Consider the following 16880-nt stretch of genomic DNA (forward strand, 5'->3'; position numbering starts at 1 on the left):
GATTCTCGCTCGTGCCATGGTTCCAGTCTGCCGGATCAGGTCGCGGGCGTGTACTCCACGACGGCGAGCAGGGAGATTTTACCGAAGAGCGCGCTCGTCCAGTTGGTCTGCAGCGTCAGGGCGACGATGCGCGCGTCAGGAAAAGGAATCAGCGCCAGGCGCAGGGCGTCCGAGGCGGTCTCCAGGCTATAGCCGGGAACTGTGACTGTAACGAGGGTCTGGGAAGGGATGAGTGCCATGGCCACACCTTATTGCCCCGGCAATCCCCACCCGCGGCATCCGATAACCTGAAATGGTGAAAATCTTGGTTCTCGGTTCCGGTGCCCGCGAGCACGCCATCATTACCGCGCTGCTCCGCGAGGAGCCCCGGCACTCGATCACGGCCGCGCCCGGCAACGCCGGCATCGCTGTCGACGTGCCCGTCGTCGCGCTGGATGCAACGGATGCCGAGGCCGTCAGCAACTACGCCATCCGCGAGAATGTTGAACTCGTTGTGATCGGGCCGGAGGCTCCACTCGTGGCCGGAGTCGCCGACGCGCTGCGCACCCGCGGGATCGCGGTGTTCGGCCCCGACAAGGCCGCCGCTGCCCTCGAGGGCAGCAAAACCTTCGCCAAGCGCATCATGGACGAAGCCGGGGTGCCCACCGGTCGCGCCGTGCGCGCCGGCACCCTCGCCGAGGTCGAGGCCGCCCTCGCCGAGTTCGGTGCGCCCTATGTCGTGAAGGCGGACGGCCTCGCCGCCGGCAAGGGCGTGCTCGTGACCGACGACCTGTCCGCCGCGCTCGAACACGCCAGGTACTGGCTCGAGCACGGCAGCATCCTCGTGGAGGAGTTCCTCGACGGCCAGGAGATCTCCCTGTTCCTGCTGAGCGACGGCCACACGGTTCTCCCGCTCTCCCCCGCCCAGGACTACAAGCGCCTCGGCAACAACGACGCCGGCCCGAACACCGGCGGCATGGGCGCCTACTCGCCGCTGCCCTGGCTCGACGCCGAGTTCGGCAGCGAGAAGGAGTTCGTGCAGCAAATCATCGACACCGTCGCGCTGCCCACCGTGCGCCAGCTCGCCCGGGAGGGCACGCCCTTCGTCGGGCTGCTCTACTGCGGCCTGATCGTGACGAAGGCGGGCGTGCGGGTGATCGAATTCAACGCGCGCTTCGGCGACCCGGAGACCCAGGTCGTGCTGCCTCGACTCGTGACGCCGCTCTCGGAGCTGCTGTTCGACGCCTCGACCGGAGCCCTCGACGGCCGCGACTGGCCCGAGTTCTCAGCCGACGTGGCCGTGACCGTGGTGCTCGCGAGCGAAAACTACCCCGAGACGCCGCTCACCGGCCGGGTGATCACCGGCTTGGACGACGCCCTGCAGGTGCCCGGCGTCACCATCGCGCACGCCGCGACAGGCGTGCAGGGCGATTCGCTGGTGTCGACCGGCGGACGGGTTCTGAGCGTCGTCGCCATGGGCCCCTCGTTCGCCGAGGCCCGCGCTCGCGCCTATGAGGCACTCGGCCACGTGCAGCTCGAGGGCGCCCAGTTCCGCACGGACATCGCCGCCCGCGTCGCCTAATACTGCGTTCACCTGGCGGGGTCGGAGAGTGGCTCGCGGGATCTCGAGACACGCCGTAGACGGCGTTCCTCGATCAGCGGAAGGAGAACGATCCTTCGTCGCACCTAGACCAGCGGACGAACCGACCCGGTTAGCGGCCGAGCGAGTGGTAGCGGGCCACTCGGCGCGGCAGCAGCTCCTCGACGGGCACCGCGGCGAGCTCTGACAGCTCGTACTCGATGGCCCCGGCAAGGCGCTCGCAGAACGCGCGGCCCTCCTCGGCCGCGTCGGGGCGCTCGTCCACGATGTGGTCGACGATCCCGTTGGCGTAGAGCGAGGCCACGTTCACGCCCTGCGCCTCCGACATGGCCGGCGCGAATTCCGTGCTGCGGTGCACGATGGCGCTCGCCCCCTCGGGAGGCAGCGGTGACAGCCAGGAATGCTGCGCGGCGATGGTGCGGTCGGCGGGCAGCAGCGCGAGCGCCCCGCCGCCGGCGCCCTGCCCGAGCAGCACCGACACGGTGGCGGACTTGAGTCCGATGAGCTCGTGCAGGGACCGGGCGATCTCGCCGGCCATCCCGCCCTCCTCGGCCTCCTTTGACAGCGCGGCCCCGGCCGTGTCGATCACGGTGAGCAGCGGGATGCCGAGCTCCTCGGCCAGCCGCATGCCGCGACGGGCCTCCCGAAGCGACCCTGGGCCCATCTTCGTGTCCTGCGAGGGCCTCGGCCGGATGTGCCCGAGCACGATGCAGCTCTGCTGCCCGAACCGCGCCATCGCGAGCATGAGCCCCGGGTCCTTCTCTCCCTCGCCAGTGCCGTTGAGGGGCAGCACGTCGTGCGCACCGTAGGCGAGTAGCTGGCGCAGGTCGGGTCGGCGCGGGTTACGCGAGATCTGAATGGATGCCCATGCCCCGGCATCCGCCGGCCGCACATTAAGGGTGTCCGGGGCCGTCACCGGCGCGGAGGCCCGGCGAGTCAGAATGGTCAGCGCTCGGTGCACGATCTCAGGCAGCTGCTCCGGCGGCACGACAGCGTCGATCAGTCCCTGGTTGAACAGGTTCTCGGACACCTGCACGTTCTCCGGGAACTTCTTGCCGTAGAGCGCCTCGTAGACCCGTGGGCCAAGAAACCCAAGCAGCGCGCCCGGCTCGGCCACGGTCACGTGCCCGAGCGAGCCCCACGAGGCCATCACTCCGCCCGTCGTGGGGTGCCGCAGATACACCAGATACGGATGCCCCGCCGCGCGGTGCGCACGCACCGCCGCCGTGATCTTCACCATCGACAAAAAGGCCAGTGTGCCTTCCTGCATGCGGGTACCGCCCGATGCCGGTCCGGCCAAGACCGGCAACCCTTCGCGTGTGGCGCGTTCGATCGCCTCCACGATGCGGTCGGCCGCGGAGAGGCCTATCGACCCGGCGAGGAACGCGAACTCGCTCACCACGATCGCCACCCGGCTGCCGCGAATCAGGCCCTCGCCGGTGAGCACAGACTCGTCGGTACCCGCCTTTGCACGCGCCTTCGCGAGGTCGGCCCGGTACGCGTCGCTCGGCTCTGGATCGACCACGGTCCGGTCCCAGCTCGCGAAGGAGCCCGCGTCGAGGACAACGTCAATGAGTTCTGCGGCGGTGAGGTGGCGTACCTCTTCCTGGGTGGTCATCGTGCGATTCCTTCCAACGAGCGGTTGAGCCAGCGACGAATGTCGGGACCGTGCTGGTCGAGCACTGGCGGCGCCGAGTGCGTCGTATTGGTGGTTTCCACGGTATCGGCGGGGCCGAAGAAACGGAGCGGCGGACCGGGGAGGCTGATCCGGCCGAGTACCTCGTGCTCCACGTCAATCAGCAACCCCTGCGAGAGAACCTGATCCCATTTATAGACCTCATCGAGGGAACGCACCTTGCCGGCCGGTATGCCGGCGTCGGCGAGTTTCTGCAGCAGGGTCGCGGCGTCGAAGCGGGCGAAGGCATCCGCTATCGCTGTTTTGAGCCCCGCGCGGTTGCGTACCCGGTGCGCGTTGGTGGCCCACTCGGCCCGTGCCGCATCGAGGCCGAACTCGCCGGCGAAGGCGGCCCAGAGCTTCTCACTGCCGATGCTGATCTGCACACTGCCGCCGCGGCAGGGGAACAGACCGTACGGCGCGATCGACGGATGGTGGTTGCCCTGCGCCTCCGGCACCTCGCCGGCCACCGTGGTGCGGGTGCCCTGAAAGGCGTGCACTCCCACGAGGGCGGCAAGCAGCGAGGTGCGCACCACCTGCCCCCGCCCGGTCCGTTCGCGTTCGAGCAGCGCGGCGAGCAGCCCGAACGCGCCGTACATGCCCGAGAGCAGGTCGGCGATGGGCACGCCCACGCGCTGCGGGTCGTCGGGACCGGAGCCGGTGAGCGACATCAGACCGGCCTCTCCCTGCAGAATCTGGTCGTAGCCGCTGCGACTCGATTCCGGGCCGTCGTGGCCGAAACCGGTGATCGACAGGATCACGAGGGCCGGGTTGAGTGCGTGCATCGCCTCCGGCGAGAAGCCGAGGCGGTCGAGAACTCCTGGCCGAAAATTCTCCACCACCACGTCGGCGCGCAGCAGGAGTTCGCCGAGCACCTCGCGCCCGTCGTCGCTTTTCAGGTCGAGGGCGATCGACTCCTTGTTGCGGTTGCAGGAGAGGAAGTACGTGGACTGCGGATCGTCCGCGGGTCCCACGAAGGGCGGCCCCCACCCTCGGGTGTCGTCCCCCGTGCCGGGAGTCTCCACCTTGATCACGCGCGCGCCGAGGTCGGCGAGCATCATGGTCGCGTGCGGCCCGGCGAGTGCGCGGCTCAGGTCCACGACGAGGTAGCCCGCGAGCGGCCCCTGCGAGCGGGTGTCGGCACGCGTGTCAGTGTAGGTTTCGGTGCTCATGTTCGGTCCTTTCTCGATGTCGGGCAGGCTGCGGCGGTTTACAGCCAGCCGGGCAGCACCAGCACGGCCCAGGCGATGGCCGGCCCGGCCACGACCACAATCCCGCTGTAGGCAAGGATCTGCTTGTAGAAGCGGTCCTTGTCCACGTCGTCGGGGGCGTTGGCCAGCACGAGTGCGCCGTTGGTGGAGAAGGGCGACACGTCCACGATGGTCGAGGCCACGGCGAGAGCACAGATAACGCCGATGGCGCTGATTTCTCCGGTGGCGAGGAACGGCACGGCGAGCGGGATGAGCGCGGCCAGGATGGCTGTCGACGAGGCGAAGGCCGAGACCACGGCGCCGATGTAGCAGATCAGAAGCGCTGCCAGCAGCGGCATGCCGAGGGTCGCGACCGCCTCCGACACGAACTCGATGGTTCCGGCCTCTTCGAGCACGCCGACGAACGTGAGCATGCCGCAGATGAGCAGCACTGTCGACCAACTGATCTTGTTGACCGCGCCCTTCTGGGCGGCGGGCGAGACGAGCGCCAGAATGACGGCGATAGTGATGGCCACGAAGCCCACGTCCACCTTGAAGCCGAGGGCGATCACAGCGAGGGCGATGAGCCCGGCCACGGTGACGAGCTGAGGGATGCGCTCCCCGCGGGTCGCGGTGGCCTGCACGCCGTCGCCGGCGGGGTCGCGGGGGCCATAGATGCCCGAGCCGAAGCCCTTGAAGTCCACGTCGCCGCCGACGCGCGCACCCACACTCACCGACATACGAGCTTCGGCTGCCTGCTCCACGAAGTGTCCGACCCGGCTCGACATCAGCTTCCGCCCGCCGAGCACAACGAACAGGACGACGGCGATCAGGAAGTTGAAGATCAGGCTCGATAGGAACACCGCGGTGGGGCTCGCATCGAGTCCAGTGGTGGCGATGAGACTGTTCACGATCACGCCGTAGACGGCGATCGGCGAGAACCCGCCGCCCTGCGCGCCATGGATCACCATCATGCCCATCAACAGCGGGCTGATCTTGTATTTGCGGGCGAAGCCGAGCGCGATCGGCGCCACGATCGCGACGGCTGCTGGGGAGAGCGCCCCGACCGCGGTGATCACGGCGGTGATCACGAACATCACCCACGGGATGAGGGCCACGCGGCCGCCGACGAGCCGCACGGCACCGCGCACCAGCAGATCGATCGTGCCGTTGCCCTGTGCAATCGCGAAGAGGTACGTGACTCCCACGAGCGTGAGGAACAGCCCGCCAGGAAAGTTGGCGAGAATATCGGTGGTTTCCATACCGAGGAAGACGGCACCGAGCAGGAATGCACCCACGAAGGCCAGTGCACCCATGTTGACGGGTAGGAGCGTGGCGATCAGAAACATCACCGCCAGGATGATGATCGAGATAACGGGAGCGGACATCGTTGTTCCTCCATTGGTTCAAGCGGATGTGGGCTATTGGCTCACTGGACTAGCCTCCTAGACAGTAGGTGAGTTTGTCAAGAGCCGTGTAACCTTGGGGCCAAGAGGCACCGGGAGGCAGGCATGAAGCAGCAGGCGACACCGCAGCCATTGATGCGCGTCACGAAACCACGCCTCTACGAGCAGCTCGTGGCCCAACTACTCGCCTACATCGAGTCGGCCAGCCTCGGCCCGGGCGACCTGCTGCCCGCCGAACGCGACCTGGCGGAGCGACTCGGCGTCTCCCGCGCCACACTCGCCCAGGCGCTCGTGGCCCTCGAGGTGCTCGGCGTCATCGACGTGCAGCACGGCACCGGCGCCGTGCTTGTCTACCGGCCGAGCATCGCCACCGTCATCAAAGGCCTCCGGGAACACCGCAACCGGCTTCCCGAAATCGTCGAAGCCCGCAGCACCCTTGAGGTGAAACTGGCCGAGCTGGCCGCGGAGCGCCGAACGGATGCCGACCTGGCCGCGATCGAGAATGCCCTCCAGGTGATGTCCGAAGAAATCGCCGCAGGCGACCGCGGAGCACACGGCGACGAGCTCTTCCACCAGGCCGTCACGACCGCCGCGCACTCCCCCGTCCTCGCCCAGCTCATGACGTTCATCGCCGAGATGATCCTCGAGACCCGACTCGAATCCCTCGCCCAGCCGGGCCGCCCGGAGCAGTCCCTCGCCTCGCACCGCACCATCACCGCAGCCATCCGTGCCCAGGACCCCGCAGTGGCGACCGCGGCGATGCTCTCGCACATCGAGCTGGTCTCCGACGTGGCCCTGCTCAAGTAGGAGAGAATAGGCGGGTGACCGAATCCGCGCAGCCCCCAGCATCCGTCGCCCTCGATCTGCCGGGGTGGCGACACGCCTACTCGGGCAAGGTGCGCGACCTCTATGTTCCGACAGACGACACAACGGATGCCCCGGCCGACTTGGCCAGCGCCCAGCGTGTTCTCGTGGTCGCGAGCGACAGAGTGAGCGCATTCGACCGGGTGCTCGAACCCGGCATCCCGGGCAAGGGCGAGCTGCTCACCACCCTCAGCCTGTGGTGGTTCGACCGTCTCACGGCGGTGCCCAACCATCTGGTGGCAGACCACGAACTCGTGGGCGACACCGTGCGCGAGCTGATTCCGGCCGCCGTCGCCGGCCGGGCCATGCTCTGCAAGACGCTCGACATGTTCCCGGTGGAGTGCGTTGTACGCGGCTACCTCACCGGCTCCGGCTGGAAGGAGTACCAGGCCAGTCAGTCGGTCTGCGGCGTCCAACTGCCCGCAGGGCTCACGAACGGTGACCGGCTGCCCGAGCCCATCTACACTCCGGCGTGGAAGGCACCGATGGGCTTGCACGACGAAAACATCTCCTTCGAGCGCACTGTCGAACTCGTGGGCGCCCGCGTGGCAGCCGAGCTGCGCGACCTGTCGCTCGCCCTGTTCGCCACCGCCTCGACGATCGCCGAGAGGGCCGGTGTGATTCTCGCCGACACGAAGTTCGAGTTCGGCGCCGACCGTGCGACCGGCGCCACCACCCTCGCCGACGAGGTGCTCACGAGCGACTCGAGCCGTTACTGGGATGCCGCGGCCTGGCAGTCGGGAACGACCCCCGAGGAGCGCATGGCCAGCTTCGACAAGCAGATCGTGCGCAACTGGCTCGCGGCACACTGGGACGGCATCGGAATCCCACCGCTGCTGCCCGCCGACATCGTGGAGCAGACCGCCGCCCGCTACCGCGAACTGCTCGAACGGCTCACCGGGGCGTAACTTCCGATCCGGGCGTCGTGGGCCTTCTGTAGTGTTCACGGTATGAGAATCAAAATGTGCAGCGTGCACGTCACCGACCCATCCTCGGCGTTCGTGTTCTACACGAAGATCCTCGGTTTCGAAGAGCTCGTGAAGATGCCGGAGCACGAGCTCTACATCGTGCGCTCACCCGAAGACCCCACGGGCGTGGGTCTGCTGCTCGAGCCCACCGACACCAAGGTGGGCAAGACCTACCAGGAGGGGCTCTACCGCCTGGGCATTCCGGCGATCGTCTTCGGCGTTCCCGACGTGCAGGCCGAGTACGACCGCCTCGTGGCCCTCACGGTGCGGTTCGTGGAGAAGCCCAACACCGACGCCTCCGGCACCTCCGCCGAGTTCGACGACACGTGCGGCAACCTCATCCAGCTGCACCAAGACGAACCCAGCGTCTAACCGATGCCGCGCGCCAGTGCCCGGCCCGCGGCATCCGCTGGCCAGGCACCGGCCGCCGCTACCTCGGAGCGCGCAGGCGAATGTCGGCCTCGGCGATCTGGCCTGCCTTCACCCGGACGACGGTGAACCCGGGGGTGCCGGCATTCTGCACCTGCACGCGATACGTGCCGGGAGCGAGGTCGACGGCGGCGAACCAGCCAGAGCCATCCGTCTGAAGCGTGATCGCCTCGCCGAGCGTCTTGTCCGTCGGCCGCGACACCGGGGTGACCTGCACGGCGACCTGTGCGGCTGCGACTCCCGACGTCGCGACAGTTCCCGCCAGGAGGCCGGTCGTCGGCGTCGCCTTCCACTCCATCACCGGCACGTCGGCGTCGGTCGTGAACACGTCGGCGCGAAGAGCCGCGGCGAGGGCGTCGCGTTCCGCCTCCTTCACGGCCGGGTCGGCGGATGCCGTGGCATCAAGCGACACGTTCGCGTACGAATAGCCCATCCAGCCATCCAAGCCGGCGTCGACCACGTCGTGCGCCTGCTGCACGGAGTCGTCGATGCCGTTCAGGTAGAGCGCCGGACCACTCACGACATGGCGACCGGCGCCGTACTCGGCGAGGGCGGTATTCCACTCGTCGAACATGCGGGCCTGTTCGGGCATCCACTCGCGCTTGTAGTTCATGGCAGTGACGGTGTCAACGATGCCCTCGTCGAGCCAGCCCTTCCAGTCCTGCATCACGTTGGCATAGGGGCGAGCGTTCTCCCAGCCGCCGTAGCTGGCCGGACCATAGGCGTACGTGATTCCGTTGATGCTGAGTCGATCGCTCGCATCAACGTCATACATGGCCACGTAGATCTTGCGCACGAGGTTGGAGACCTGATCTCGGCGCCAGTCGCTGAACTGCGCATCCGTGGGTTCCGGGATATCCGTGCGACCTGTCGCCGCCGCGAACCGGGCCAGGGAGGTCTCGGAATAGCCCCAATCGTTCTGGAAATCTCCCGAGTTGAAGTCGGGGTACCGAATGTAGTCGAGGTTGACCCCGTCGACGTCGTAATTGCTCGTGATCGAGGCCACTGCGTCCACGATGTAGTCCGTGGCCGCCGGGTTTGCCGGGTCGATATAGGTGTTTGTACCCACCTGTTCGACTCCGTCGTGGCGTTTGTTGAGCCAACGATCGGCTCCAGTCTCGGTGAGCCCGTGCGCGTTGAAGGCGTGGTCCGCTGAGACAGGCGGCGTCGCGGAGTTCCAGAGCGTGGTGGCGTTGACCCAGGCGTGCACCTCGATCCCCGCGGCATGCGCCTGATCTATCACCTCAGCCAGCGGGTCGTAGGGCGCCGCGGCGATGGCCGCGTCGGTACGCGGGTAGAGGGCGTCGTTGCAGAAGCAATCGAAGCGGCGCGCGACCTGAACGACGAGGGCGTTCGCGCCGGCATCCTGAGCGTCGTCGACGAGGCCGGTCACCTGCTCCGGCGTGTAGACCCCCACATTGAAGGCGTCTACCCAGTAGCCGCGCCACTGCTGCTCTGGCTCGTCGGCGCCGGCGGGGGCGGCAAGCGCCAGGGCGGGCAACAGGGACAGGCCGGCTACGGCCGTGAGCGTTCGTTTCATCTTCATGCGGTCTCCTCATCGAAACGCAGAAGGAGCCGATCGACCCCCCTATGAAAATAAGCATGCCTGTCTAGGTCACTTTACGCAAACTATTTTCGCATGGGATGCCCGCGCCGGTGTCGCCGCGCGCGGCAGCCACAGCGGGCGCGCGCGGCCTTCGGGCGCGCGCCGAGGATGCCCGCGCCGCTATCGTGGGACGCTACCGCCGCAGCGGCAGCACGCCGCCACACCGGCGCAGCGGGCGGGGGGAAGCTAGGCGGCGGGGCCATGGCCGGAGCGGCCGGCGCGCTTGGCGCGGCGGGTGAGGCCGTGCAGGGTCGCCCGGAACTCCTTGGCGTTGAGCGGTCGGCCAGCGAGCTTCGGCCTCGCGTACCCGGCCGGGCGCAGTCCATCGAGCACGATCGACAGCTGCCGGCGCCACTGGCCGGCGTATTCCTCGCCGAGGCTGCCGAGCGAACCCACCATAGTGACGAGGATGGCGATGTCGACAGCGTCCACGTCGGGGCGCAGATCGCCATCCTTCTTTGCCTGGGTCACGAGCGCCGCGATGAACGTGTCGAACTGGGCCGCCGGGCGATTTGCGGGGTCGATGAGCGCCATCCGCTTGAGAATGGACGGCAGGGACGGGTCGGCCACCAACCACTCGGCCACACGTTCGGTGTAGATCACCACGCCGTCCCAGGCCGTGGCCGCGGCCTCCATCTCGCCGCGCACCGAGGCCAACTCGGCCAGGGCCAGGTCGTAGAGCGCCCGCACGAGATCGTCACGGGTGGGAAAGTTTCGGTAGAGCGTTGCCACGCCCACGTCGGCACGGCGGGCGATTTCCTCGAGGGAGGCGTCCACGCCGTCGGTCGCGAACAGCGCGCGGGCCTCGGTCACGAGGCGTTCCCGGTTCTGCCTGGCGTCACGGCGCCGGGGTTGCGAACCTTCCTGGGGCGCGCGAGGGGACGAAGTCATGCAGTTGATTCTAGGACCCCTGGCTCCATGTTCACGGAGGGAATCCTCCGTGATGCCCTCGGGCGGGGCATCCGTCTTGCATCGGCGACGCCCAGCACGCACAATTCAGGGAACGGAACTGGCATTGTCGCCGCACGCGCAGCCGGTTCGGAAACGGAAAAAACGCATGCCCGTCGAGAACAACACCCGCGACTTCGACCCCGAAATCATCACCGATTTTCGCGAACGGATGAGCTACGGCTCCTACCTCGACCTGCCCACGCTGCTGGCAGCGCAGAAGCCGGTGAGCACGCCGGAGCACCACGACGAACTGCTGTTCATCATCCAGCACCAGACGACTGAACTCTGGCTCAAGCTTGTGCTGCACGAGCTGCGCGCGGCCACCGAGTCGCTGCGCGTCGACGACCTCGCGCCGGCCCTTAAACGCATCGCCCGAGTGAAACACATCCAGCGCACGCTCACGGAGCAGTGGTCTGTGCTCGCGACGCTCACCCCCACCGAGTACGCCGAATTCCGCGGCTTTCTCGGCAATTCCTCCGGCTTCCAGTCATATCAGTACCGCGCCGTCGAATTCGCCCTCGGCAACAAGAACAGGCGAATGCTGAGCGTGTTCGAGAGTGACCCCGCGGCACACGCGCTGCTCACAGCGGTGCTCGAGGCACCGAGCATCTACGATGAGTTTCTGCGCTACCTCGCGCGCAACGGATTCGACATTCCCGCCGAGGTGCTCGAGCGGGACGTGACGGAGGCCTGGGTGCTGCATCCCGACCTCGTGGCCGTGTTCCGCACCATCTACGAGAACGCGAGCGAGCACTGGAGCGCCTACGAGGCCTGCGAAGAGCTCGTCGATCTCGAAGACAACTTTCAACTCTGGCGCTTCCGCCACCTCAAGACGGTGCAGCGCATCATCGGTATGAAGCCGGGCACCGGCGGATCGAGCGGCGCCGCGTTCCTACAGAAGGCGCTCGAGCTCACGTTCTTCCCGGAGCTGTTCGCGGTGCGCACGGAGATCGGCCGGTGACGGTGCTCCCGCCGTTCTTAGACGCGCATGTTCACTTGGCCCTAATAAATCCGACGATCCTCCTCGCCGGCGGAATCTCCAGGGTGCTCGACCTCGGCGGCCTGCCCGGGCCATTCGCCGACAATATGCCCGAAACGGCATACGCCAACCAGTTCCTCACGGCCCCGGGCGGCTACCCGGCGAGGCAGCCGTGGACGCCGCCCGGCAGCGTGTGCTCGGTGGCCACGCGAGCGGATGCCGCGGCCGCGGTCGACCTGCAGGCCGCCGCCGCCGCATCCGTTGTGAAGGTCACGCTCAACTCGGACGCCGGCCCGGTGCTCGCCGACGACGTGCTGCGTGCCGTCGTGGAACGGGCCAGCGAAAAGCGCCTGCCCGTGGTCGCCCACGCCCAGGGCGCCGGCCAGGCCGGGCGCGCCTTCACCGCTGGCGTCGACATGCTGGCGCACACTCCCTTCAGCGAACGGCTCGACGACGACCTCGTGGTCGCTATGGCTCCCCGCATGGCCTGGATCAGCACCCTCGACATCCACGGGTGGGGCGACCGAAACGATGACTTTGCTCGGGCGAGCGACAACCTTGCGCGATTCCACGCGGCCGGTGGGCGGGTGCTCTACGGCACCGACCTCGGCAACGGTCCGCTGCCGGTGGGTCTCAACCGGCGCGAGATCGAGGCCCTTCTCGAAGCCGGCCTCTCCCCCGACGCCGTGATCTCGGCCCTCACGAGCACGGCGGGACTCGAGTGGACCTCCGACCGGGTTACCGTTATGTCGGGCCTCCGCCCCGCCGACCCCGCCGGTTTCGTCGACTGGCTATGCACCGCTCGCGCAGTCTCGACGAGCGCTCAGATGAAGGAAGACGCATGACTCCCCCAGAGCCCATCGGCCTCGACGCTCACCTCACGTTCGCGCGCCGCATGGACCGCATCGACGGCCTCGCCCACTACCGGCCCCGGTTCATCGGAACGGATGCCCTGCCCGACGACGCCAACCCGCTCGCCTACCTCGACGGCAACTCCCTCGGCCGGCCCACGAAGGCCAGCGCGGAGCGGATCGCCGAGTTCATCACCCACGCCTGGGGCGAGCGCCTCATCCGCGGCTGGGACGAATCCTGGATGGAGCTGCCGCTGCGCATCGGCGACGACCTCGGCCGCTCCGTGATCGGTGCCGCGCCCGGCCAGACGTTCGTGGGCGATTCCACGACGGTGCTGCTCTACAAACTCGCGCGCGCCGCGGTGGATTCCCGTCCCGGCCGCACGGAGATCGTACTGGACTCCGACAACTTCCCCACCGACCGCTACGTGCTCGAAGGAATCGCCGCCGAGCGCGGGCTCAGCCTGCGCTGGATCGTCTCGTCGACCGAGGGAGGCGTCACGCCAGAGCAGGTGCGCGATGCGGTGGGGCCCCGCACGGCCCTCGTGGTGCTCAGCCATGTGGCGTACCGCTCCGGCTACATCGCCGACATGCGTTCGATCACACAGATCGCGCACGAGCACGACGCCCTCGTGCTGTGGGACCTCTCCCACTCCACTGGGTCAATTCCCGTGGAACTCGACCTCTGCGACGTGGACCTTGCCGTGGGCTGTTCCTACAAGTACCTCAACGGTGGCCCTGGGTCGCCGGCCTTCGGCTACGTGCGCGCCGACCTGCAGGAGGTTCTCGTGCAGCCGATCCAGGGGTGGATGGGAACCAAAGACGTGTTCGCGATGGGCCCGGAGTATGTTCCGGCCACCGGCATCCGTCGTTTCATGAGTGGCACGCCGGCCATCGTGGCGATGCTCGCCATGCAGGACACCATCGGCATGATCGAGGAGGCCGGCATCGAACAGGTGCGCGCCAAATCGGTGGCGCTCACCGAATTCACCATCACACTCGTGGACGAGTGGCTCGCTCCGATGGGCGTCACCGTGGCGTCGCCGCGCGAAAGCTCGCACCGCGGCGGGCACGTCACGATCAACCATCCGGCGATGCGACAGGTGACCACGACCCTGTGGGCGCACGATGTGATTCCCGATTTCCGCAGCCCGAACGGCCTGCGCATCGGCCTGTCGCCGCTCAGCACGAGCTTCGTCGAGACCTATGACGGCCTCGCCGCCATCCGCGATGTGCTGCGTGGCGTGCTGCTCGGCCAGAGCGGGCTGACCGCGTAGCCGCGTCGGCCTGTAGAATCGACCCATCCACCCTCGAATCAAAGCGGAGTGCGCTGTGCCAACAATCGTTGTAGAAGTTATGCCCAAGGCCGAGCTGCTTGACCCTCAGGGCAAGGCCGTCGCCGGCGCCCTCGGTCGCCTCGGTCAGACCCAGTTTTCCGGCGTGCGCGTCGGCAAGCGTTTCGAGATCACCATCGACGGGCCAGCGGATGCCGCGGCCCTCGCCGCCGTGGCCGAGCTCGCCGACACCGTGCTGTCCAACTCCGTGATCGAGGATGTCGTCGGCATCCACGTCGTCGAACCGGCCAACTAGTGCGCATCGGCGTCGTCACCTTCCCCGGTTCGCTTGACGATCGCGACGCCCAGCGCGCGATCCGCCTGGCCGGCGCGGAGCCCGTTGCCCTGTGGCACGGCGATCACGACCTGCACGGCGTCGACGCCCTGGTGCTCCCGGGCGGCTTCAGCTACGGCGATTACCTGCGCTGCGGCGCGATCGCGAGCCTCTCGCCCATCATGACCGAGGTCATCGACGCGGCGAACACGGGCATGCCCGTGCTCGGAATTTGCAATGGCTTCCAGATGCTCGCCGAGGCGCACCTGCTCGACGGCGGACTGATTCGTAACGAGGCCGGCCGTTTCATTTGCCGTGACCAGCAGCTGCGCGTGGAGAACACCTCGACGGACTGGACCGGCGGCTTCGCGACCGGCCAGGAGATCACCATCCCACTCAAGAACGGCGAGGGCGCGTTCATCGCCTCAGCGGACACCCTTGAACGCCTCGAGGGCGAAGGCCAGGTGGCGTTCCGCTATCTCGGAGTGAACCCGAACGGCTCGCTCAACGACATCGCCGGCGTCACGAACGCGCGCGGCAACGTGGTGGGGCTCATGCCGCACCCTGAGCACGCCGTCGAGGCCGGTTTCGGACCCGACACCGCCGACGCCATGCGCAGCGGCATCGACGGGCTCACCTTCTTCACCTCCGTGATCGAGCGGGCCCTCGTCCACTAGCCCGTTGGTCGAGGCGCGACGAAGGAGCGATCGAGGCTCCGCACGCCGAACCTCAGACTTCGGATGCGCTGTCAGGAATACCTCACCTGGTTTCGATCGCTCGTGCCTCGCGCCTCGACCAGCGTGGGTGGCTCGACAAGGGAAAGGAGTACCGCCATGTTGCGAACGATGTTCACCGCCAAGATTCACCGCGCCACCGTCACCCACGCCGACGTGAACTACGTCGGCTCGGTGACGATTGACCGTGACCTGCTCACCGCCGCAAACATTCTGCCCGGCGAGAAGGTCGCCATCGTGGATGTGACGAACGGTGCCCGCCTTGAAACCTACGTGATCGAGGGCGAAGCGGGCAGCGGCGTGCTCGGCATCAACGGCGCCGCCGCGCACTTGGCGTTCCCGGGCGACGTCGTGATCGTGATCGCCTACGGTCTCATGAGCACCGAGGAGGCCCGGGAGTACACCCCCCGGGTTGTGCACGTCGATGCCGACAATCGCATCGTGGCCACCGGCATCCGTCCCGCCGAATCTCTGACGGAGGGCCTCGCGTCACCCCCCTTCGCCATCGTCTGAGGGCTACTCCGCCTCCACCCGTTCCCGAGTCGGCGCAACCGCCGTCTTCGCCCGGCGGCGTCGGCGGCTGACGAAGGAGTAGGCCAGGAACACCGCGAGAAGCCCAAAGATCGTCGCCGAGATCGGGTCGGTCACGAAAATGTCGAGACTGCCGCCCGAAATCAGCATTGACTGCCGGAACGACCGCTCCAGGATCGGCCCGAGAATGAACGCGAGCACGAGCGGCCCCGGATCGAAACCGGTCTTGATCATGATCCAGCCGAAGACGCCGAAGATCAGCACGACCCACATATCGAACGGGTTGTTGTTGATCGAGTACACGCCCACCATGACCACCATCAGGGCGAAGGTGGCCAGAATCCCGGTTCTCACCCGAAGCATCTGGATGAAGATACCGATCAGCGGGATATTCAGAATCACGAGCATGAGGTTGCCGATATACATCGAAGCGATCACGCCCCAGAAAATGTCGGGGCGATCCTCGATCAACGACGGCCCAGGCGTGATCCCCTGCAACAACAGGGCGCCGTAGAGCATCGCGAGCACCACGTTGGAGGGAATCCCCAGAATGAGTAGGGGTATGAAAGCGGATGTCGACGACGCGTTGTTCGCCGTCTCCGGCCCCGCGACCCCCTCGATCGCTCCCTTGCCGAACCGGGATGGGTCCTTCGCTCGGCGCTTTTCGAGCGCATAGGAGGCGAGCGACGAGATGACCCCTCCGCCACCGGGCAGCACACCGATCACGAAGCCGAGCAGCGAGCCACGAGCGATGGCACCTGAAGAATCGCGGAAATCCTTGCGGGACGGCCAAATGTTCTTGATCTTGGTCGTGATCGCCTGCGCCTTCTCGGTGCGTTCGAGGCTGTGCAGCAGCTGACCGACACCGAAGAGGCCCATCGCGATCGCCACGAAGTCGAACCCGCCGAGCAGTGAGGGAATGCCGAAGGTGAAGCGGGCCGTGCCTGTGATCGGGTCCTGGCCCACTGTCGAAAGCAGCAGGCCGATCGCGGCCATGCAGAGGCTCTTCATCGTGGAGCCGGTTCCCAGCGAGGTCACCAGGAAGAGCCCGAGCACCATGATCGCCACGTAGGAAGCGGGGCCGACGGCCACGGCGACCTGCGCGAGGAGGGGGGCCAAAAAGGTAAGGCCGATGATGGCCACGGTGCCGCCGATGAAGCTGCCGATCGCACTGATGCCGAGCGCGGGGCCGGCGCGGCCCTGCTTGGTCATCTGATACCCGTCGAAGGTCGTCACAACGGATGCTGCCTCCCCCGGAATCCGCAACAGCACCGAGGTGATCGTGCCGCCGTACATCGAGCCGTAGTAGATGCCCGCGAGCATAATCACCGCTGTCGTGGCGTCCATCGTGTAGGTGATCGGCAGCAGGAGCGCGATCGTGGCCGTGGGCCCGAGGCCCGGCAGCACCCCGATGGCGGTGCCGATGACGACCCCGATGAAGACGAACAGCAGGTTCATCGGGTCGAAGGCGACGGAGAATCCGAGGCCCAGGTTGTTGAAGACGTCCAT

At 67.3% G+C, this 16880-nt stretch carries 17 protein-coding genes; 10 read left to right on the forward strand and 7 right to left on the reverse strand.

All coding sequences use genetic code 11. The features are described from left to right. Positions 1-35: 35 nt before the first annotated feature. A complete protein-coding gene (locus BJ997_RS17095; protein ID WP_152602252.1) occupies positions 36-239 on the reverse strand; it encodes a hypothetical protein in 204 nt (67 codons plus the stop codon). A 56-nt stretch (positions 240-295) separates the two neighbouring features. On the opposite strand from BJ997_RS17095, the gene purD reads away from it, so the two are divergent. Further along, positions 296-1561: a phosphoribosylamine--glycine ligase gene (purD, locus tag BJ997_RS17100; RefSeq protein ID WP_035837542.1), complete on the forward strand. Its 1266-nt coding sequence runs from the start codon at positions 296-298 to the stop codon at positions 1559-1561. 130 nt (positions 1562-1691) lie between these two features. Here purD and BJ997_RS17105 read toward each other — a convergent pair whose 3' ends face one another. From BJ997_RS17105 to BJ997_RS17115, 3 genes are read right to left on the reverse strand one after another with little or no spacing between them, the layout of a single operon-like run. Next, positions 1692-3197, reverse strand: coding sequence for a carboxyl transferase domain-containing protein (locus BJ997_RS17105; protein ID WP_035837526.1), 1506 nt, complete (start codon positions 3195-3197; stop codon positions 1692-1694). Then, positions 3194-4426, reverse strand: coding sequence for a CaiB/BaiF CoA transferase family protein (locus tag BJ997_RS17110; RefSeq protein ID WP_035837528.1), 1233 nt, complete (start codon positions 4424-4426; stop codon positions 3194-3196). The genes BJ997_RS17105 and BJ997_RS17110 overlap by 4 nt, the downstream gene beginning before the upstream one ends. 38 nt (positions 4427-4464) lie before the next feature. Continuing rightward, a complete protein-coding gene (locus BJ997_RS17115; protein ID WP_035837530.1) occupies positions 4465-5832 on the reverse strand; it encodes an SLC13 family permease in 1368 nt (455 codons plus the stop codon). Between the two features lie 123 nt (positions 5833-5955). Between BJ997_RS17115 and BJ997_RS17120 the strand changes: the two genes are divergently transcribed. Genes BJ997_RS17120 through BJ997_RS17130 form a run of 3 tightly spaced genes read left to right on the forward strand, consistent with a single transcriptional unit; the run spans position 5956 to position 8054 of the window. Further along, positions 5956-6657, forward strand: coding sequence for a FadR/GntR family transcriptional regulator (locus BJ997_RS17120; protein ID WP_035837532.1), 702 nt, complete (start codon positions 5956-5958; stop codon positions 6655-6657). Between the two features lie 14 nt (positions 6658-6671). Next, positions 6672-7622, forward strand: a complete 951-nt coding sequence (locus BJ997_RS17125; RefSeq protein WP_052542402.1) for a phosphoribosylaminoimidazolesuccinocarboxamide synthase — start codon at positions 6672-6674, stop codon at positions 7620-7622. Positions 7623-7664: 42 nt separating this feature from the next. After that, positions 7665-8054, forward strand: a complete 390-nt coding sequence (locus tag BJ997_RS17130; RefSeq protein WP_035837534.1) for a VOC family protein — start codon at positions 7665-7667, stop codon at positions 8052-8054. Between the two features lie 58 nt (positions 8055-8112). Here the strand turns inward: BJ997_RS17130 and BJ997_RS17135 are convergent, their stop codons facing one another. After that, complete coding sequence (locus tag BJ997_RS17135; RefSeq protein WP_035837536.1) at positions 8113-9657, reverse strand: family 10 glycosylhydrolase; 1545 nt, start codon at positions 9655-9657, stop codon at positions 8113-8115. Between the two features lie 246 nt (positions 9658-9903). Then, positions 9904-10608 (reverse strand): TetR/AcrR family transcriptional regulator, encoded by a 705-nt coding sequence (locus BJ997_RS17140; protein WP_183323632.1) that lies wholly within the window; start codon positions 10606-10608, stop codon positions 9904-9906. 166 nt (positions 10609-10774) lie between these two features. On the opposite strand from BJ997_RS17140, the gene kynA reads away from it, so the two are divergent. The 6 genes from kynA to panD all read left to right on the forward strand — a co-directional run bounded on the left by kynA (position 10775) and on the right by panD (position 15353). After that, positions 10775-11629 (forward strand): tryptophan 2,3-dioxygenase, encoded by an 855-nt coding sequence (gene kynA / locus BJ997_RS17145; protein ID WP_035837691.1) that lies wholly within the window; start codon positions 10775-10777, stop codon positions 11627-11629. A 35-nt stretch (positions 11630-11664) separates the two neighbouring features. Continuing rightward, complete coding sequence (locus BJ997_RS17150; RefSeq protein WP_160175894.1) at positions 11665-12492, forward strand: amidohydrolase family protein; 828 nt, start codon at positions 11665-11667, stop codon at positions 12490-12492. Next, entirely contained in the window at positions 12489-13775 is a 1287-nt protein-coding gene (locus BJ997_RS17155; RefSeq protein WP_035837693.1) for a kynureninase, read from the forward strand. The genes BJ997_RS17150 and BJ997_RS17155 overlap by 4 nt, the downstream gene beginning before the upstream one ends. Positions 13776-13830: 55 nt before the next feature. Beyond that, a complete protein-coding gene (gene purS, locus BJ997_RS17160) occupies positions 13831-14088 on the forward strand; it encodes a phosphoribosylformylglycinamidine synthase subunit PurS (RefSeq protein ID WP_035837695.1) in 258 nt (85 codons plus the stop codon). After that, entirely contained in the window at positions 14088-14783 is a 696-nt protein-coding gene (purQ, locus tag BJ997_RS17165) for a phosphoribosylformylglycinamidine synthase subunit PurQ (RefSeq protein WP_035837698.1), read from the forward strand. The genes purS and purQ overlap by 1 nt, the downstream gene beginning before the upstream one ends. A 156-nt stretch (positions 14784-14939) precedes the next feature. Then, the gene (gene panD / locus BJ997_RS17170) at positions 14940-15353 is read left to right on the forward strand and encodes an aspartate 1-decarboxylase (protein ID WP_035837700.1); all 414 of its coding nucleotides are present in this window, start codon (positions 14940-14942) and stop codon (positions 15351-15353) included. 3 nt (positions 15354-15356) lie between these two features. On the opposite strand, the gene BJ997_RS17175 is transcribed toward panD, so the two are convergent. Next, entirely contained in the window at positions 15357-16880 is a 1524-nt protein-coding gene (locus BJ997_RS17175; RefSeq protein WP_035837702.1) for a tripartite tricarboxylate transporter permease, read from the reverse strand.

It is taken from the genome of Cryobacterium roopkundense (assembly GCF_014200405.1).
Lineage (GTDB): Bacteria > Actinomycetota > Actinomycetes > Actinomycetales > Microbacteriaceae > Cryobacterium > Cryobacterium roopkundense.

Coding starts and splice junctions, on each gene's coding strand:
- BJ997_RS17095 (WP_152602252.1), bottom strand. CDS start 239: ATGGCACTCATCCCTTCCCAGACCCTCGTTACAGTCACAGTTCCCGGC.
- BJ997_RS17105 (WP_035837526.1), bottom strand. CDS start 3,197: ATGACCACCCAGGAAGAGGTACGCCACCTCACCGCCGCAGAACTCATT.
- BJ997_RS17110 (WP_035837528.1), bottom strand. CDS start 4,426: ATGAGCACCGAAACCTACACTGACACGCGTGCCGACACCCGCTCGCAG.
- BJ997_RS17115 (WP_035837530.1), bottom strand. CDS start 5,832: ATGTCCGCTCCCGTTATCTCGATCATCATCCTGGCGGTGATGTTTCTG.
- BJ997_RS17120 (WP_035837532.1), top strand. CDS start 5,956: ATGAAGCAGCAGGCGACACCGCAGCCATTGATGCGCGTCACGAAACCA.
- BJ997_RS17130 (WP_035837534.1), top strand. CDS start 7,665: ATGAGAATCAAAATGTGCAGCGTGCACGTCACCGACCCATCCTCGGCG.
- BJ997_RS17135 (WP_035837536.1), bottom strand. CDS start 9,657: ATGAAGATGAAACGAACGCTCACGGCCGTAGCCGGCCTGTCCCTGTTG.
- BJ997_RS17140 (WP_183323632.1), bottom strand. CDS start 10,608: ATGACTTCGTCCCCTCGCGCGCCCCAGGAAGGTTCGCAACCCCGGCGC.
- kynA (WP_035837691.1), top strand. CDS start 10,775: ATGCCCGTCGAGAACAACACCCGCGACTTCGACCCCGAAATCATCACC.
- BJ997_RS17155 (WP_035837693.1), top strand. CDS start 12,489: ATGACTCCCCCAGAGCCCATCGGCCTCGACGCTCACCTCACGTTCGCG.
- panD (WP_035837700.1), top strand. CDS start 14,940: ATGTTGCGAACGATGTTCACCGCCAAGATTCACCGCGCCACCGTCACC.
- BJ997_RS17175 (WP_035837702.1), bottom strand. CDS start 16,880: ATGGACGTCTTCAACAACCTGGGCCTCGGATTCTCCGTCGCCTTCGAC.